Raw genomic sequence first — 17,479 nt, forward strand, 5'->3', positions numbered from 1 at the left:
CCAGGGGTGGCCGCGCAGCCGTACTCCGCCTCAAGCCGGCAGCGTGCTCGGGAAGGGCGGTAGGCTCTTGAGGGCCGGGCATCTCGACATCACTCCACGCTCCGTCATGCGCCTGCACCCGGCCGGGCAAGGGCCGCCTTGACGGTATCGCCCTATGTCCCCGTCATGCAAATGATTTGCAACTGCACGGAGGTCCCCGGGGCATGCGCGGGACAGAGGTGTCGGAGTTCGTGACGCAGGGAGCGTCCGGCTGGCTGCGCGAGCGGCGCGACCCGTCCCTGTCCGACGTGCACAGGTCCATCGCGGTGCGGCGTGGCGGACCGGTCTGGCGCCGGCTCCTCGCCTTCCTCGGCCCCGGCTATCTCGTCGCCGTCGGCTATATGGACCCCGGCAACTGGGCGACGTCGCTCGCGGGTGGAGCGAAATTCGGCTACGGGCTCCTCGTCATCGCGCTCGTCTCGAACATCATGGCCATCGTGCTGCAGGCGCTCTGCGCGCGCCTTGCGGTCGCCACGGGGCGCGACCTGGCACAGGCCTGCCGCGACGCCTTTCCACGAACCGTGGCCTGGCCGCTCTGGTTCCTGGCCGAGATCGCCATCTGCGCCACCGACCTCGCCGAGGTGATCGGCACGGCGATCGGCCTCAACCTGCTCTTCGGCATCCCGCTTGAGATCGGCGTGCTCGTCACCGCGCTCGACGTGTTCCTGATCCTGTGGCTGCAGAACAAGGGCTTCCGGTGGATCGAGGCCTTCGTCATCGCGCTGCTCGGCGTCATCGCCGTCTGCTTCCTGGTGCAGATCGTCATGGCGAATCCCGATTGGGGCGGCGTGATCCGCGGCTTCGCGCCGACGACCGACGTCATCACCAACCCGGACATGCTCTATCTCGCCCTGGGTATCCTGGGCGCCACCGTGATGCCGCATAACCTTTACCTGCATTCCGGCATCGTGCAGACACGCGCCTATGGCGACAGCCCGAGCGAGAAGCGCGAGGCGATCCGCTACGCCACCATCGACTCGACGCTTGCGCTCATGTTCGCGCTCACCGTCAATGCCTCGATCCTCATTCTCGCTGCGGCGGCCTTCAACCGCACCGGCAATACGGGCGTGGAAGAGCTCGACAAGGCGCATACGCTGCTCGCGCCGCTCCTCGGATCGGCTCTCGCGCCCACGCTGTTCGCGGTTGCGCTCCTGTGCTGCGGCCTCAATCCAACGGTCACCGCCACCATGGCGGGGCAGATTGTCATGGAGGGCTTCCTCGACATCCGCCTCGCTCCGTGGCTGCGCCGGCTTGTCACGCGCGCCGTTGCCATCGTGCCGGCGGCCGTCGTCACCATCGCCTATGGCGAGAGCGGCACGGCGAAGCTCCTCATCCTGTCGCAGGTGGTGCTCAGCCTGCAGCTTCCTTTCGCCGTCGTGCCGCTCGTCCTGTTCACGGCCGACCGGCGGAAGATGGGGCCGCTCGTCGCCCCGCGCTGGCTGACCGTGCTCGCCGCTCTCATCGCCGCCGTCATCATCGTCCTCAATGTCAAGCTGATCATCGATTTCGCCACAGGCTGATGAGCCCTGGCGAATGAGCCGCCGCCCCTGCGGACTCCGGCGGCGGCCTGCGGCCCGGCGCCATGGGCGCGAGCCTGTGGAGCCGGGCTGCGGTTCTTCCGGCCGTCGTTCTCCCTTTGCGGAAAGGACGGCCGGGGCCAGTCCGCCCGAAAGGCACTGATGCCGCGGCGAGACCCGTTGCGTCCGCGTCGCTTCCTGTATATGCAACGTTATATCGTTTCATTAAAGGGTCTCACCATGCCTTGTGACCGCCGCCTGCCCGTCACCGTGCTCTCCGGCTTCCTCGGCGCCGGCAAGACGACGCTCCTCAACCACATCCTCAACAACCGCCCCGGGCGCCGCGTCGCCGTCATCGTCAACGACATGAGCGAGGTGAACATCGACGCCGACCTGCTGCGTGCGGGCGATGCCGACCTCGCCCGCACCGGCGAGCGGCTGGTGGAGATGTCGAACGGCTGCATCTGCTGCACGCTGCGCGACGACCTGCTCGCCGAAGTGCGCCGCATCGCCGAGGCCGGGCGCTTCGACCATCTTGTCATTGAAGGCACGGGCATTGCCGAGCCCCTGCCGATCGCTGCAACCTTCTCCTTCCGCGATGCGGACGGGCGCTCGCTCTCCGACGTGGCGCGGCTCGACGCCATGGTCACCGTCGTCGACGCCGTCAATCTCCTGCGTGACTATGCGAGCCGCGACTTCCTGCGCGACCGCGGCGAGACGGCGGGGGAGGCGGATGCGCGCACGCTCGTCGATCTCCTCGTGGAGCAGATCGAGTTTGCCGACGTGATCGTCGTCAACAAGGTCGCGGACGTGTCCGCCGAGCGGCGGGCCGAGGTGCGCAGGCTCGTCAAGGCGCTCAACCCCGAGGCGCGCCTCCTCGAGGCGGATTTCGCCCGCGTGCCCCTCGAGGCCGTGCTCGACACCGGCCTCTTCGACGAGGCGAAGGCGATGACCCATCCCCTCTGGTTCAAGGAACTCCACGGCCACGCCGCGCATATCCCGGAGACGGAGGAATGCGGCATCGCAAGCTTCGTCTATCGCGCCCGCCGGCCCTTCCACCCAAAGAGACTCGCCGCCTTCCTCGGCGGCACCTGGCCGGGCCTCCTGCGCGCCAAGGGCCATTTCTGGCTCGCCACGCGGCCGGAGTGGGTGGGCGAAATGAGCCTCGCCGGGGCCGTCTGCCGCACCGGGCCCATGGGCTTCTGGTGGGCAGCCGTGCCGAAGGCCGAGTGGCCAGCGGAAGCCGGGTGGCGCCGGCTCATCGCGCGCCACTGGCATCCCGTCTGGGGCGACCGGCGGCAGGAGCTCGTCTTCATCGGCCTGGGCCTCGACGAGGCGGCGATCCGCGCGGCCCTCGATGCCTGCCTCGTGGGCAGCGCCACGGCACTGCGCTTCGACCCGGCGCACTACGCCGGCCTGCCCGATCCCTTCCCGTGCTGGCGGCGGGCCGTCGCCGCCTGAAGCCGGCCATTTCGACCAGCCGACAGGAGGAGTCGTTCGTGAAAGCCGTTCGCATCAAGACCGTTCATGCCGCCCTCGCCGCCGCCCTGGCGCTCGTCCCCGGTGCCGCCCGGGCCCATGGCATCTTCGTCGCCCAACGCCACGGCGACCTCGCGGTCGTCTACGGCCACGGGGCCGCCGACGACGCCTACGCGCCGGAGAAGGTGAAGGAGGCCACCGCCCGCAGTGCCGGGGGCGAGCCGGTTCCCGTGAGCCTCAAGCCGCAGGAGAAATATGTTCTCGTCGAGCCGGCGCGGGAGGCGGCTGTCCTCTCCGTCACCTTCGACGGCGGCTTTTGGTCGAAGACAAGGGCCGGCAAGTGGATCAACAAGGGCAGGAGCGAGGTCGCCGATGCCGAGACCGCCCAACATTCGCTGAAGTTCAACACGACGGTCCTCGCCGCGACCGGCGGCCCTCTCGCCCCACAGGGCCTGCCGCTCGAGATCGTGCCCCTCGCCGACCCGCTGACGCTCAGGATGGGCGACGACCTGCCCGTGCGGGTGCTCATGGACGGCAAGCCGCTCGCCGGCGCGAACGTCCTCGCCGACTACGTCAACGAGGGCCACGGCACGTCCTTCAGGACCGACAAGGACGGCAAGGCGGTCATCGTCCTGCGCAACGACGGCCTCAATGTCCTCGCAGTCTCCGCCTCCGTGCCGACGACCGGGAACAGGGAGGTCGACAAGCTCGGCCTGCATGCGACCCTGTCCTTCACCCTGCCCCACGGCGGGGATTGAGGCAGGGATGCCGTCGCTGCCGCCGCCATTCGAACCCGACGGGACCGTCGGGCTTGTCGAGAGTGCCGTGGCGCGACAGGCTCGCCGGATCGCGGGGGCAGGGTTCATGCTGCGGCAGCTCGTCTTCGGCGGGGGGGCAGCCTCGCCAATATCGCGGTGCACGCCATTGCCATGATGGCGCTCTTTGCCCTGCGCCGGCCGGCGGTCACGGCGGGCAGGCAGCGGCCGGTGCCGACGCTGATCGCCGTGATGATGGGGACGGTGGCGGTGCTGATGGCGGCGCACACCGTGGAGGTGGCGCTGTGGGCGCTGTTCTACCTACGATCTCGCCGGCGTCGTGCCGCGCGAGGTCGGCGCCTTCTATTTCGCCTTCGTCAACTACACGACGCTCGGCTGCGGCGACGTCGTTCCGTGGCCCGAATGGCGCGTCGTCGGGCCGCTGACGGCGCTGAACGGCATCATGCTGTCCGGCTGGTCGACCGCCGTGATCGTTGCCGTCCTGACGGCGACCACGCGCAAGCTCGGCCTCGACGGCCACCGCCCCTCGCATGGGTGGCGGAGCGCGGCCGGGCCCCGCTCCGCCACAGCCTCAGCGCAGCGGCATCGCCGTCTCGGCGAGGCGCGCCCAGTAGCCGACGCCGACGGGGATGACGTCGTCGTTGAAGTCGTAGGCCGGGTGGTGCAACCCTGCTGTATCGCCGTTGCCGACGAAGATGAAGGCGCCCGGCCGTGCCTCGAGCATGAAGGAGAAGTCCTCTCCGCCCATGGTCGGTGGCACGGCGGTGTCGACCTTCTCGGCGCCCACGAGTTCGCCGGCGACGCCGGCGGCGAAGGCGGTCTGCTCCGGGTGGTTCCAGGTGATCGGATAGCCGCGGTTGTACTCGATGGCGGCACTCGCCCCGAAAGCCTGCGCGACGGTCGTGACGATGGCGCGGAAGCGCTCCTCGCACAGGTCGCGCATGGCGGGAGTCAGGGTTCGCACCGTGCCCTTGATCTGCGCGGTCTGCGGAATGACGTTGAAGGTCTCGCCGGCATGGATGGAGGTCACCGACACGACGGCCGCCTCGAGCGGGTCGGCGTTGCGCGACACGATCGACTGCAGCGCCGTGATGATGTGCGTCGTCACGAGGACGGTGTCGATGGTCTCGTGCGGCTTGGCGGCATGGCCGCCGCGGCCCTCGATCGTCACGATGAAACGGTCGGCGGCCGCGAGCAGCGGGCCCGGCCGGAGCGCGAAGGCACCGACCGGCAGGCCCGGCATGTTGTGCATGCCGTAGACCTCCTGGATGCCGAAGCGCTCCATCATGCCGTCCTTGACCATGGCCTCGCCCCCGGCGCCGCCCTCCTCGGCGGGCTGGAAGATGACGACCGCGGTGCCGTCGAAGTCGCGCGTCTCGGCGAGATACTTCGCGGCGCCGAGCAGCATGGCCGTGTGGCCGTCATGGCCACAGGCGTGCATCTTGCCCGCGACCTTCGAACGGTAGGGAAGGTTGGTCTGCTCCTCGATGGGCAGGGCGTCCATGTCGGCGCGCATGCCGATGACCTTGCCGGAGGCGTTCGTCCTGCCGCGGATGACACCGACGACGCCGGTGCGGCCGATGCCCGGCACCACCTCGTCGCAGCCGAAGCTCTTCAGTTTCTCGGCCACGATGCCCGCCGTGCGGTGCACGTCGTAGAGAAGCTCGGGATTGGCGTGGAAATCGCGGCGCCAGGCGGAGATCTCGTCCGTCATGGCGGCGATGCGGTCGGCGGATGGCATGTGGTCCTCTCTGGAGCATTGCGCGGCACGCAGGGGTGCGCGTCGAGAAACTGAAGCAAAGAGGAGGCGCGTCCGCCGGTCAACGGCTTCATGCGCATGGCACGCGCCCATTTCATGCCGTGACACCCGCCGGCTGCCCTTTGTCGACGTTATAGGCCATAACTCAGGCGCATATCACCGCGCTGGACCGGCGCGACAAGGACTGTCTATGCTGCCCCCTTCGCGGGGCGGCCGCCCCGCACATGCCATCCGTCGTGACCAGACGAACAAGACCCCGCGCAAGACGGGGGCGCACCAGAGGGGTACCCATGTCGCGATCCATCCGGCGTTTGATCGCCACCGCAGCCGTCGGCCTCGCCCTCGTGGCGAGCACGGCCGAGGCCAAGACCTTCCGCTTCGCCTTCCAGGGCGACTACAAGTCCCTCGATCCCTATTCGCTGAACGAGACCTTTACCCTCGGCATGCATGCCGCGGTCTACGAGGGGCTGACCAAGCGCGGGCCCAACCTCGAGATTCTGCCCGGCCTCGCCGAGAAGTGGGAGGTGTCGGAGGACGGCCTGCGCTGGCGCTTCACCCTGCGCAAGGGTGTAAAGTTTCACAACGGCGAGGATTTCACCGCCGACGACGTGATCTTCTCCGCCGAGCGCGTGCGCGCCGACGGCTCGGACCTGAAGACGCGCGTGCCTGCCGACGCCAAGTTCGTCAAGGTGGATGATCACACTGTTGACGTCGTGCTCACCTCGCCGAACCCGACGCTGAACGCCGAGTGGCACAACTGGTACATCATGTCGAAGAAGTGGGCGGAGGCGAACAATTCCGCCAAGCCCACCTCGGCCTCCGCCTCGACGCCGAGCCACGCCTCGCTCAACGAGAACGGCACCGGGCCCTTCATCATCGAGAGCCATCAGCCCGGCGTGAAGACCGTCTGGAAGCCCAATCCCAATTGGTGGGAGAAGCCGAAGCACAACCTGACGGAAGTGATCTTCACCCCCATCGCCTCGGACGCGACGCGCGTCGCCGCGCTGCTCTCGGGCGAGGTGGACTGGATCGATCCCGTGCCGCTGCAGGACGTCGACCGCGTCAATGCCAGCGCCAACGCCCAGGTGCTGCAGGGCCCGGAGCTGCGCACCATCTTCCTCGGCTTCGACCAGTATCGCGACGAGCTCAAGTATTCGAGCGTGAAGGGCAAGAACCCCTTCAAGGACGTGCGGGTGCGCAAGGCCTTCTACCAGGCCATCGACATCGAGGCGATCAAGACGAAGGTCATGCGCGGCGCCTCCGTGCCGTCGGCTCTGATGATCTCGCCGCTGCTCTTCGACCGCGCCGGCGAGTTCAAGCGCTTCCCCTATGATCCGGAGGGCGCCAAGAAGCTCCTCGCCGAGGCGGGCTATGCGAACGGCTTCGAGGTCGGCATGGATTGCCCCAACGACCGCTACGTCAATGACGAGCGCATCTGCCAGGCCGTCGTCGGCATGCTGGCGCGCGTCGGCGTGAAGGTGAACCTCAATGCCCAGCCCAAGGCGAAGTACTTCGCCAAGGTGCTCGCCTCCGGCGGCTACGATACCTCGCTCTACCTGCTGGGCTGGACGCCCTCGAGCTTCGACAGCCTCAGCATCCTCGTGAACCTCTACGGCTGCCGCGACGAGAAGGGCAATGGCGGCAACAACAACCTCGGCAACTACTGCAATCCCAAGGTCGAGGAGCTCACCAAGCAGGTCCGCATGGAGACGGACAAGAAGAAGCGCGACGCGCTCATCGCCCAAGTCTACGACATCGTCCAGAACCAGGAGGCGGGCTACATTCCGCTGCACCAGCAGGCGCTCGCCTGGGGCGTCTCCAAGAAGGTCAAGCTCGTACAGCGCGCCGACAACGAGTTCCACCTCTACTGGGTGACGAAGGAGTGAGCGCATGCCTCCCGGCGGATATCCGCCGGGAGGCATGCCACCCGCGAACCCATGCTCGGGCGGGCCGCACCGGCCGTGCCACTCTTGTGCCTCCCGCGGTGCCGGCCGCCGCGGGAGGGGCGGGAGCGGCAGCCATGGCCATCGTCCTGCGGCGAACGTCGTGAATGTCATGAGGGAGGAGTGGATCCGATGATGGTGAGGCCGTTTCGCCGGTTTCTCGCCGCCGCAGCCATGGGGCTCGCCCTGACCGCCGCTGGCGCCGAGGCCAAGACCTTCCGTTTCGCCTTCCAGGGCGATTACAAGTCGCTCGACCCCTATACGCTCAACGAGAGCTTCACCAACGGCCTGCACAAGGCGGTGTACGAAGGGCTCGTGCGCCGCGGGCCGAAACTCGAGATCGAGCCGGCGCTCGCCGAGCGCTGGGAGGTATCCGAGGATGGACTGCGCTGGCGCTTCTACCTGCGCAGGGGCGTCAAGTTCCACGGCGGCGAGGACTTTACCGCCGATGACGTGATCTTCTCCGCCCAGCGCGTGCGCACCCAGGGCTCGAATTTCCTGCCCATCGTGCCGAAGGACGCCAAGGTGGTGAAGGTTGACGACCACACCGTCGACTTCTTGCTCACGGCCCCCGACGCGATGCTCATCGCCGAGTGGGACAATTGGCCCATGATGTCGAAGAAGTGGGCCGAGGCGAACAACGCGGTGGCGCCGACGCCGCAGGCGGCCGAAACGCCGAGCTACGCCGCGCTCAACGAGAACGGCACCGGGCCCTTCGTCGTCGTCAGCCACCAGCCGGGCGTCAAGACCGTGTGGCGACCGAACCCGAACTGGTGGGATAGCCCCAGGCACAACCTGACGGAAGTCGTCTTCACCCCCATTGGCTCGGACGCGACGCGCGTCGCCGCCCTCCTCTCGGGCGAGGTCGACTGGATCGACCCCGTGCCGCTGCAGGACATCCAGCGCGTCAACGCGAGCGGCATCGCCGAGGTCATGCAGGGGCCGGAGCTGCGCACCATCTTCCTCGGCTTTGACCAGAACCGGGACGAACTGCGCGGGGCAAGCGTCAAGGGCAGGAACCCCTTCAAGGACGCGCGGGTGCGCAAGGCCTTCTACCAGGCCGTCGATATCGCCGCGATCAGGGACAAGGTGATGCGCGGCCTCGCCACGCCCGCCGCCCTGATGATCTCGCCGCTGCTCTTCGACCGCGCCGGCGAGTTCAAGCGCTTCCCCTACGATCCGGAGGCGGCGAAGAAGCTCCTTGCCGAGGCGGGCTATCCGAACGGCTTCGAGGTGGTCATGGACTGCCCGAACGACCGCTACGTGAACGACGAGCGCATCTGCCAGGCGGTCGTCGGCATGCTGGCACGCATCGGCGTGAAGGTGAGCCTCAATGCCCAGCCCAAGGCGAAGTACTTCGCCAAGGCGGGCCAGACGGGCGGCTACGACACGTCCTTCTACCTGCTCGGCTGGACGCCTTCGACCCTCGACAGCCTCAACGTGCTGACGCAGATCATGGGTTGCCGGGACGAGAAGGGTAACGGCGGCCTTACCAACTACGGCAACTACTGCAACCCGAAGGTCGAGGCGCTGATCGGCAAGATCCGCGCCGAGACCGACAAGAAGAAGCGCGACGACCTGATCGCCGAGGCCTATCGCGTCGCCCTCGTCGAGGACGTCGGCTACATCCCGCTGCATCAGCAGGCGCTGGTGTGGGGCGTCGCGAAGACGGTCAAGCTCGTGCAGCGCGCCGACAACCAGCTGATCCTCTCCTGGATCCGCAAGGAATGAGCGCGCGCCGGCGCCGGTCCCCTGCGGGGCGGCGCCGGCGTCCCTCAGTGAGCGTCGAACGGACTTCGCATGATCGCCTTCATCATCCGCCGCCTGATCCAGTCGATCGGCGTGCTCCTGGCGGTGGCCCTCATCGCCTTCACCATGTTCCGCTTCGTCGGCGATCCGGTGAACCAGATGGTCGGCGTCGAGACCTCGGCGGCCGAGCGCGAGCAGATCCGCAAGAGCCTCGGCCTCGACGATCCGGTGGTGGTACAGTTCGGCCGCTACGTCGCCAAGGCGGCCTCCCTCGATTTCGGCATCTCCTATCAGTTCCGCCAGCCCGTCACGAAACTCCTCGCCGAGCGCATGCCGGCAACGCTCGAACTCGCGCTCGTCTCCTCGGCCTTTGCGCTTGCCGTGGGCATCGCCATGGGCGTGTATACGGCGCTCAGGCGCAACGGCTGGCTGGCGCAGGTGTTCCAGGCGGTGTCGCTCGTCGGCGTCAGCCTGCCGACCTTCCTCACCGGCATCCTGCTCATCTACGTCTTTTCGGTGCTGCTCGGCTGGCTGCCGTCCTTCGGCCGCGGCGACGTGGTCGCGGTCGGCTCCTGGTGGACGACAGGCCTCCTCACCTGGACGGGTCTGCGCGCCCTGATCCTGCCGGCAATCACCCTCGGCCTCTTCCAGATGACGCTGATCATGCGGCTGGTACGGGCCGAGATGCTCGAGGTGCTGCGCACCGACTACATCAAGTTCGCCCGCGCCCGCGGCCTGTCGCAGCGGGCGATCCACTTCGGCCACGCGCTCAAGAACACGCTTGTTCCCGTCATCACCATCGCCGGCCTGCAGCTCGGCTCGGTCATCGCCTTCGCCATCATCACGGAGACGGTGTTCCAGTGGCCCGGCATGGGCATCCTCTTCCTGCAGGCGGTGCAGAACGTCGATATCCCCATCATGGCGGCCTATCTCCTGTTCATCGCCTTCCTCTTCGTCGTCATCAACCTCGTCGTCGACCTCCTCTACGCGGCCGTCGATCCGCGCCTGAAGTCGACGGTCACCGCATCCTGAGGTCCGCCATGCCGTTCACGACCGGAGAAAAGGCAGAATCGCCGGCCGAGGCAGCGTCCGCGCCGGCACCGGCAGAAGGGGCGCCGGGGCTCGTCGCCCGCCTGAAGGACAACGATCTCGTGGCGAGCTTCCTCGCCTCGAAGATGACCATGGTCGCGGCCGTCGTGACGGTGGTGCTCGTCGCCGCGGCGCTCTTCGCGCCCTGGATCGCGCCGACCGATCCCTTCGACCCGGCCAAGGTCGACCTTCTCGATTCGCACCTGCCGCCGCGCTGGGTGGAGGGGGGCGAGGCGCGCTTCCTCCTCGGCACCGACGACCAGGGGCGCGACCTCTTCTCGGCCGTGCTCTATGGCCTGCGTGTGTCGCTCCTCATCGGAGCGCTCGGTGTGGCCTTTGCCGCAGCCATCGGCATCACGCTCGGCCTCGTCGCCGGCTATGTCGGCGGGCGGGTGGACGCCGTCATCATGCGCATCGCCGACGTGCAGCTCACCTTCCCGGCGATCCTCATCGCCCTGCTCGTAGACGGCGTCGTCCACGCCCTCCTCAAGGGCGCGAGCCGGGAGGACACGGCCTTCGGCGTGCTCGTCCTGTCCATCGGCCTGTCCTTCTGGGTGCAATACGCTCGCACCATCCGCGGCTCGACGCTGGTCGAGAAGAACAAGGACTACATTCAGGCCGCGCGTCTCGTCGGCCTGTCGCCGGTCCTCATCATGATGCGGCACGTCCTGCCCAATGTCGTCGGGCCGGTGCTCGTCATCCTCACCATCAACCTCGGCCTCGCCGTCATCACGGAGGCGACGCTCTCCTTCCTCGGTGTCGGCCTGCCGCCCACCCAGCCCTCGCTCGGCACGCTGATCCGCATCGGCCAGCAATTCCTGTTCTCGGGCGAGTGGTGGATCGTGGCCTTTCCGGGCGTGACCCTCGCGGGCCTCGTGCTGGCCGTGAACCTCCTCGGTGACTGGCTGCGCGATGCGCTCAACCCGAAGCTGAGATGAGGGTGAGCCGATGACCGAACCCGTCCTCTCCGTACGCGACCTCCGGGTCGAGTTCGCCACCCGCCGCGGCATCCTCAAGGCCATCGACGGCATATCCTTCGACATCGCCGAGGGCGAGGTGCTCGGCGTCGTGGGTGAGTCGGGCGCCGGCAAGTCGGTGACGGGCTCGGCCGTCATCGGTCTGATCGAGCCGCCCGGGCGGATCGCCGGCGGCGAGATCCGCCTCGCCGGCGAGCGCATCGACAACCTGTCGCCACAGGCCATGCGCCACATCCGCGGCAAGCGCATCGGCATGATCTTCCAGGATCCGCTGACGAGCCTCAACCCGCTTTACCGGGTCGGCGACCAGCTCACGGAGACGATCCGCACGCATCTCGACCTGTCGCCGCGCCAGGCGCGCGAGCGGGCGATCGAGCTTCTCGCCGAGGTCGGCATTCCCGCGCCCGAGAAGCGTATCGACGGCTATCCGCACGAGTTCTCGGGCGGGATGCGCCAGCGCGTCGTCATCGCGCTCGCGCTCTGCGCCGAGCCCGACCTCGTGATCGCCGACGAGCCGACGACGGCCCTCGACGTCTCGGTGCAGGCGCAGATCATCGCCCTCATCAAGCGCCTGTGCGCCGAGCGCGGCACAGCGGTGATGCTCGTCACTCACGACATGGGCGTCATCGCCGAGACGGCCGACCGCGTCGCCGTCATGTATGCCGGGCGCATCGCCGAGATCGGCCCGGTGGCCGATGTGGTGAAGCACCCCCTGCATCCCTACGCACGCGGGCTCATGGGTGCGATCCCCTCGCTCGAGACGGATGCCGACCGCCTCGTGCAGATCCCCGGCGCCATGCCGAGGCTCTCCGCCATCCCGCCGGGCTGCGCCTTCAATCCGCGCTGCGACCGCACCTTCGCCCGCTGCCGCCTCGATCGCCCGGAACCGATCGTTCCCGCGGCGCCCGCCGACGCCGGCCATCGCGTTGCCTGCCATCTCTATGATTCCGCCGAGGCGGAGGCCCTGCCGTGACCGAGAAGCCCCTTGTCGAGATCCGCGACCTCAAGCGCACCTTCGACGTGTCGAAGCCTTGGCTCAACCGCGTCATAGAGGGGGCGCCGAAGCAGTTCCTCAAGGCGGTCGACGGCATCACCTTCGACATCCGCCGCGGCGAGACCTTCGCCCTCGTCGGCGAATCGGGTTCAGGGAAGTCGACGGTCGCGCGCATGGTCGTCGGCCTGCTGCCGGCGAGCGGCGGCGAGGTGATCATCGACGGCGTGCCGATTGCCGACACCTCGCGCGCAGCCGAGGTGCGCAGGCTCCGCCGCCGCATCCAGATGATCTTCCAGGACCCTTACGCCAGCCTCAATCCGCGCTGGCGGGTCGAGCGCATCATCGCCGAGCCGATTCGCGCCTTGCGCCTGGCCGAGAGCGAACGCGAGGTGGCCGATCGGGTGGGCGAGCTCCTGTCCCTCGTCGGCCTCCATCCCGCCGACGGCAGGAAGTACCCGCACGAGTTCTCCGGCGGCCAGCGTCAGCGCATCGCCATCGCCCGGGCGCTCGCCTCCAAGGCCGAGTTCATCGTCTGCGACGAGCCGACTTCGGCGCTCGACGTCTCGGTGCAGGCGCAGATCCTCAACCTGATGCGCGACCTGCAGGACCGCTTCGGCCTCACCTACCTCTTCATCAGCCACAACCTCGCCGTGGTGCGGCACATGGCAAGCCGCATCGGCGTCATGTATCTCGGCCGCATCGTCGAGATCGCCGACGGCAAGACGCTCTTCGCGCGGCCGCGCCACCCCTACACGCGCATGCTGCTGAACGCCGTGCCCGACATCGCCATGACGGGGCGCATGCGCGAGGCGGTGAAGGGCGAGATCCCCAACCCGATCAATCCGCCCTCGGGCTGCACCTTCCACCCGCGCTGCCCCTTCGTCTTCGACCGCTGCCGGCGCGAGGCCCCGCCGCTCGAGGAGGGCGTCGCCTGCCACGCAGTACGGGAAGGGCGGCCGGTGGCGGCCTGAGCCGCCTCGCCGGCCTAGCGGTCGTTCGCCGCCTGCCAGAGCCGCGCCTTCGGGCGCGTGGTGCGGAACTGGCCGCGCTCGACGGCGACGAAGGCGATGGCGACGATGCCGAGCGTCGACAGCCACCAGCTCTGCGCCATGCCGATGCCGAGGCAGCCGAGGCTGAAGACGGCGGCGAACGCTGCCATGAGGGCGGGGAGAAGGAGGCCCTGCACGCCGGCGGCCGCCCGCACCGTGAGGTAGAAGAGGGCGGCGAGAGCGGCCGCGCCCACGAGCCCGAGTTCGTACCAGACCTCGAACAGGAGGCTCATCGGTGCATCCGTCGGCAGGAGGCCGACGGAGCGCCCACGCAGGGCGGTGTCGAGGCCGTGGCCGGTGACGAGGCGCATCGGCTCGCTGCGGACCACGTCGGCCCAGGCGCGCACGGCGGCGGTCGTGGGATGGGTCAGGCCGAAGATCGCCTTGGCGAAGGGGCGCAGCACGAACGGCAGGAGGGGCGCGGCCAGGATGAGGCCGGCGATGCCGGCCGCCAACGCCTTGGCGACCGCCGCGGGGCGGATCGTCGTCGCGGCATAGGCGAGCCCGCCCAGGGCAAGGGCGAAGGCGGGCGTGGGCGAGGGCCCGAGCAGAACGGCGGCCGCCGCGACCGCGGCGAGCGTCAGCGCCATCATGCGTCGGTCGCGGGAGACGAGCCAGGCGATCGCCGGCCAGATGGTGACGGCGAGGCTGACGAGGCCGCGGTCGAGGCTCGCGTCGGCATGCTCGGCCTCGTCTGCGGCCGAGATCGCTAGGGCGACCGCGATGGCGAACACCGCGGCGGCGCCGGCGCCGATGCCGGTGAGGTAGAGATTGGAGGCGCGCATGCGCTCGGGCAGCGCGGCGACGCCCGCCAGGGTTACCAGCACGGCTCCCAGCACGTTGACGATCTTGTCGCCGGCAGTTGCCGGGAAGGGCGACCACAGGATCGACAGCGCCGCCCAGCCGATCAGGGCGAGGGCGAGGAGGCCGCCGCGCGACGGCACGATGCGCCTGAGCGTCGTGCCGAGACCGGGGCTGGCGCCGTCGAGGAGGGCCGCGATCACGAGGAGCGCCGCACCGAGCGGCACGAGCACGACCGTCGCGCGCCGGGCCACGACGGCCGCCACCGGCACCGCCACGACGAGCGTGGCGAAGCCGATCCGGCGCAGGAGCGTCGCCGCGTCGGCGGCGGGGTCGAGCGGTGTCGTGGGCGATCGGGTCACCATGGACAGGCAACTTCTCCCGCAATCTGTCTCGGCGCTGGCGTGCCCCCTGCACGCCGATGGCGCGGCGCCCGCACGCTAGCCCGGCGCGCCCTTGGAATCTGTAGGGGGAATGCAACACTGTAGGCGCCACGCAGCGGAAGCGCCGGCAAGAGGCTTTTGGTCGCAGGGGGCGGCCCGGCTCTGGCCTCGTCGCACCGCTGGTGGTTTGGCTGGGGCGCCCTGCCCTTGGGGGCGACCTCGGCGACGATGATCAGGGAGTGCCGGCCGGCGCCGCGAGATGACCGAACTCGTCAGTCTGTTCCTCGCGGCCCTCCTGTCGGCCACCCTCCTGCCGGGTTCGTCGGAGGCAGCCTTGGCGGCGGTCGTCGGTTTCGGCGGCGCCCCCGCCCTGGTGGCCGTCGCCGTCGCGACCTTCGGGAACACGCTCGGCTCCTGTGTCAACTGGGGGATCGGCCGCTTTTTCGCCGGCTACCGCGAGCATCGGCGCTCTCCTGTTAGGCCCGAACACTTCGAGCGTGCCGTCAGCTGGTATCGGCGCTGGGGCGTGTGGTCGCTCCTTCTGTCCTGGGCGCCGGTCGTCGGCGATCCGCTCACCGTCGTCGCGGGCGTGCTGCGCACGCCCCTGCCGCTCTTCGTCCTCGTCGTTGGTGTGGCGAAGCTCCTGCGCTACCTCGCGGTCGCGGGCCTCGTGGCCCTCTTCTGAGTCCGTGCCTCAGGCCTTCGTCGCTTCCACGGCGCCGAGGCCGCGCAGGAAGTGGATGATGCCGGAGAAATCCGCCTCGCCGTGGCCGGCGCCGGCATAGAGCGCATAGAGCTGCGCCGCCTCCGCGCCCATGGGCGTCGCGGCGCCGGCGGCGAGCGCCGCCTCCTGCGACAGCTTGAGATCCTTGAGCATGAGCGCGGCGGCGAAGCCCGGCTTGTAGTCGTTGTTGGCCGGCGAGGTCGGCACCGGTCCCGGCACCGGGCAGTAGCTCGTCAGGGACCAGCACTGGCCCGACGAGGTCGAGGCCACGTCGAACAGCGCCTGATGCGACAGCCCGAGCTTCTCGCCGAGGGCGAAGGCCTCGCAGACCCCGATCATCGAGATGCCGAGGATCATGTTGTTGCAGATCTTCGCCGCCTGGCCGTTTCCGGCCGGCCCGCAATGCACGATCTTCCTGCCCATGGCCTCGAGCACGGGCTTGGCCCTGGCGAAGGCCTCATCCGAGCCGCCGGCCATGAAGGTGAGGCTTGCCGCCTTGGCCCCGCCCACACCGCCCGACACCGGGGCGTCGAGCGAGGCCATGCCGGCTTCCGCCGCGAGCGCATGGGCCTTGCGCGCGCTTTCCACGTCGATGGTCGAGGAATCGATGAACAATGTGCCCTTCCGAGCGGCAGGCAGCACGTCCGCCCAGACCGCGAGGACGTGCTTGCCCATGGGCAACATGGTGATGACGACCTCGGCCCGCGCCACGGCCTCCTTGGCCGAGGCGGCGATGCTCACCCCGTCCTGCGCCGAGGCGTCGCGCAGGCTCGCCACGAGGTCGTAGCCCAGGACCTCATGCCCGGCCTTGACGAGATTGGCGGCCATGGGGCCGCCCATGTGGCCGAGGCCGATGAAGGCGATGGTGGTCATGCGTGCGTTCCTTCCCGTCGTGCCCGTCTCGCGCCGGCAGCCATGAGGCTCGCATCCGCTGCCGCGCTCAGTTGCCCCGCCCCACGAGGCTTCTCGCCACGATGAGGCGCATGATTTCGTTCGTGCCTTCGAGGATCTGGTGCACGCGCAGGTCGCGCACGATCTTCTCGAGGCCGTAGTCGGCGAGGTAACCGTAGCCGCCGTGGAGCTGCAGCGCTGCGTTCGCCACCTCGAAGCCGGTGTCGGTGGCGATGCGCTTGGCCATGGCGCAGAGCCGCGTCGCATCGAGCGCCTTGGCATCGAGCGCCGCCGCTGCCCGCCACAGGAAGGTGCGCGCGGCTTCGAGCTCGGTCGCCATGTCGGCGAGCTTGAACTGCAGGGCCTGGAAGTCGGACAGACGTTTGCCGAAGGCCTTGCGCTCGGCCATGTAGGCAATGGACTTCTCGAGGGCCGCCTGCGCCCCGCCGAGCGAGCAGGCGCCGATGTTGAGCCGTCCGCCGTCGAGGCCGGCCATGGCGATCTTGAAGCCCGCGCCCTCCTCGCCGAGGCGGTTGGCGACGGGCACGCGGCAGTCCTCGAAGATCACCTGCCGCGTCGGCTGGGCGTTCCAGCCCATCTTCCTCTCGTTGGCGCCGAAGGAAAGGCCGGGCGTGTCCTTCTCGACGACGAGGGTCGAGATACCCGCCGCTCCGCCTTCGCCCGTGCGCAGCATGACGACGTAGATGTCGGCCGTTCCGGCGCCGGAGATGAACTGCTTGACGCCATTGACGACATAGCTGTCGCCATCACGCACCGCGCGCGTCTTGAGGGCGGCGGCGTCGGAACCGGCGCCCGGCTCGGTCAGGCAGTAGCTCGCCAGATGCTCCATCGTGGCGAGCTTGGGGACGAAGCGGTGCCGCTGCTCGTCCGAGCCGTAGCGGTCGATCATCCAGGTCGCCATGTTGTGGATGGAGATATAGGCCGAGATCGTGGGGCAGCCCGTGGCGAGCGCCTCGAAGATCAGCGCCGCGTCGAGGCGCGAGAGGCCGGAACCGCCCACGTCCTCGCGGACATAGACCCCGCCCATGCCGAGCGCGGCCGCCTCGCGCATCACGTCCACGGGGAAGTGCTTTTCCTCGTCCCAGCGCACGGCCTCGGGTGCGAGCTTCTCGTCTGCGAAGCCGCGCGCCATATCGCGGATGGCGATCTGTTCCTCGGTCAGCGCGAAGCTCATGAGCCCTCCCCCTCTGCGGCCACGGTCGTTCTTTCGGGGCGGATCGGCCCCTGCCGGCCCCTGCCCGGTCGGTGGCTGTCGCCGCGCGACCCTCGGCCCTGTTGTCGTCGAAGC

At 69.0% G+C, this 17,479-nt stretch carries 13 protein-coding genes and 2 pseudogenes; 11 read left to right on the forward strand and 4 right to left on the reverse strand.

Features of this window, described 5'->3' with window-relative positions:
- Positions 1-203 precede the first annotated feature (203 nt).
- The 4 genes and pseudogenes from QNA08_RS11880 to QNA08_RS11895 form a co-directional block, all read left to right on the forward strand.
- Positions 204-1,559, forward strand: a complete 1,356-nt coding sequence (locus QNA08_RS11880) for an Nramp family divalent metal transporter (protein WP_283740924.1) — start codon at positions 204-206, stop codon at positions 1,557-1,559.
- Between the two features lie 237 nt (positions 1,560-1,796).
- The gene (locus QNA08_RS11885; protein WP_283740925.1) at positions 1,797-3,017 is read left to right on the forward strand and encodes a GTP-binding protein; all 1,221 of its coding nucleotides are present in this window, start codon (positions 1,797-1,799) and stop codon (positions 3,015-3,017) included.
- 38 nt (positions 3,018-3,055) lie between these two features.
- A complete protein-coding gene (locus tag QNA08_RS11890; RefSeq protein ID WP_283740926.1) occupies positions 3,056-3,793 on the forward strand; it encodes a DUF4198 domain-containing protein in 738 nt (245 codons plus the stop codon).
- A gap of 337 nt (positions 3,794-4,130) precedes the next feature.
- Positions 4,131-4,238, forward strand: a pseudogene (locus QNA08_RS11895) (ion channel); the annotation flags it as partial.
- 144 nt (positions 4,239-4,382) lie between these two features.
- On the opposite strand, the gene QNA08_RS11900 reads toward QNA08_RS11895, so the two are convergent.
- The gene (locus tag QNA08_RS11900; RefSeq protein WP_283740927.1) at positions 4,383-5,552 is read right to left on the reverse strand and encodes a M20 aminoacylase family protein; all 1,170 of its coding nucleotides are present in this window, start codon (positions 5,550-5,552) and stop codon (positions 4,383-4,385) included.
- A 308-nt stretch (positions 5,553-5,860) separates the two neighbouring features.
- On the opposite strand from QNA08_RS11900, the gene QNA08_RS11905 reads away from it, so the two are divergent.
- From QNA08_RS11905 to QNA08_RS11930, 6 genes are all read left to right on the forward strand, one after another.
- Positions 5,861-7,456 carry an ABC transporter substrate-binding protein gene (locus tag QNA08_RS11905; protein WP_283740928.1) on the forward strand — a complete coding sequence of 532 codons (1,596 nt, stop codon included), beginning with the start codon at positions 5,861-5,863 and terminating at the stop codon, positions 7,454-7,456.
- 192 nt (positions 7,457-7,648) lie between these two features.
- The gene (locus tag QNA08_RS11910; protein ID WP_422679909.1) at positions 7,649-9,244 is read left to right on the forward strand and encodes an ABC transporter substrate-binding protein; all 1,596 of its coding nucleotides are present in this window, start codon (positions 7,649-7,651) and stop codon (positions 9,242-9,244) included.
- 69 nt (positions 9,245-9,313) lie between these two features.
- A complete protein-coding gene (locus QNA08_RS11915) occupies positions 9,314-10,294 on the forward strand; it encodes an ABC transporter permease (RefSeq protein ID WP_283740930.1) in 981 nt (326 codons plus the stop codon).
- A gap of 8 nt (positions 10,295-10,302) precedes the next feature.
- Positions 10,303-11,289 carry an ABC transporter permease gene (locus QNA08_RS11920; RefSeq protein WP_283740931.1) on the forward strand — a complete coding sequence of 329 codons (987 nt, stop codon included), beginning with the start codon at positions 10,303-10,305 and terminating at the stop codon, positions 11,287-11,289.
- A 10-nt stretch (positions 11,290-11,299) separates the two neighbouring features.
- On the forward strand, positions 11,300-12,301 hold the full coding sequence (locus tag QNA08_RS11925; RefSeq protein WP_283740932.1) for an ABC transporter ATP-binding protein: 1,002 nt from the start codon (positions 11,300-11,302) through the stop codon (positions 12,299-12,301).
- Entirely contained in the window at positions 12,298-13,293 is a 996-nt protein-coding gene (locus QNA08_RS11930; protein WP_283740933.1) for an ABC transporter ATP-binding protein, read from the forward strand. The genes QNA08_RS11925 and QNA08_RS11930 overlap by 4 nt, the downstream gene beginning before the upstream one ends.
- Positions 13,294-13,307: 14 nt before the next feature.
- Here the strand turns inward: QNA08_RS11930 and QNA08_RS11935 are convergent, their stop codons facing one another.
- A complete protein-coding gene (locus QNA08_RS11935) occupies positions 13,308-14,537 on the reverse strand; it encodes a peptide ABC transporter permease (protein WP_283740934.1) in 1,230 nt (409 codons plus the stop codon).
- 277 nt (positions 14,538-14,814) lie between these two features.
- On the opposite strand from QNA08_RS11935, the gene QNA08_RS11940 reads away from it, so the two are divergent.
- The gene (locus QNA08_RS11940) at positions 14,815-15,240 is read left to right on the forward strand and encodes a YqaA family protein (protein ID WP_283740935.1); all 426 of its coding nucleotides are present in this window, start codon (positions 14,815-14,817) and stop codon (positions 15,238-15,240) included.
- A gap of 9 nt (positions 15,241-15,249) precedes the next feature.
- Here the strand turns inward: QNA08_RS11940 and mmsB are convergent.
- Both mmsB and QNA08_RS11950 read right to left on the reverse strand, forming a co-directional pair.
- A pseudogene (gene mmsB / locus QNA08_RS11945) lies at positions 15,250-16,173 on the reverse strand (3-hydroxyisobutyrate dehydrogenase); the annotation flags it as partial.
- Between the two features lie 46 nt (positions 16,174-16,219).
- Complete coding sequence (locus QNA08_RS11950) at positions 16,220-17,365, reverse strand: isobutyryl-CoA dehydrogenase (RefSeq protein ID WP_283740936.1); 1,146 nt, start codon at positions 17,363-17,365, stop codon at positions 16,220-16,222.
- Positions 17,366-17,479 lie beyond the last annotated feature (114 nt).

Source organism: Chelatococcus albus (genome assembly GCF_030067675.1).
GTDB classification, from domain to species: domain Bacteria; phylum Pseudomonadota; class Alphaproteobacteria; order Rhizobiales; family Beijerinckiaceae; genus Chelatococcus_A; species Chelatococcus_A albus.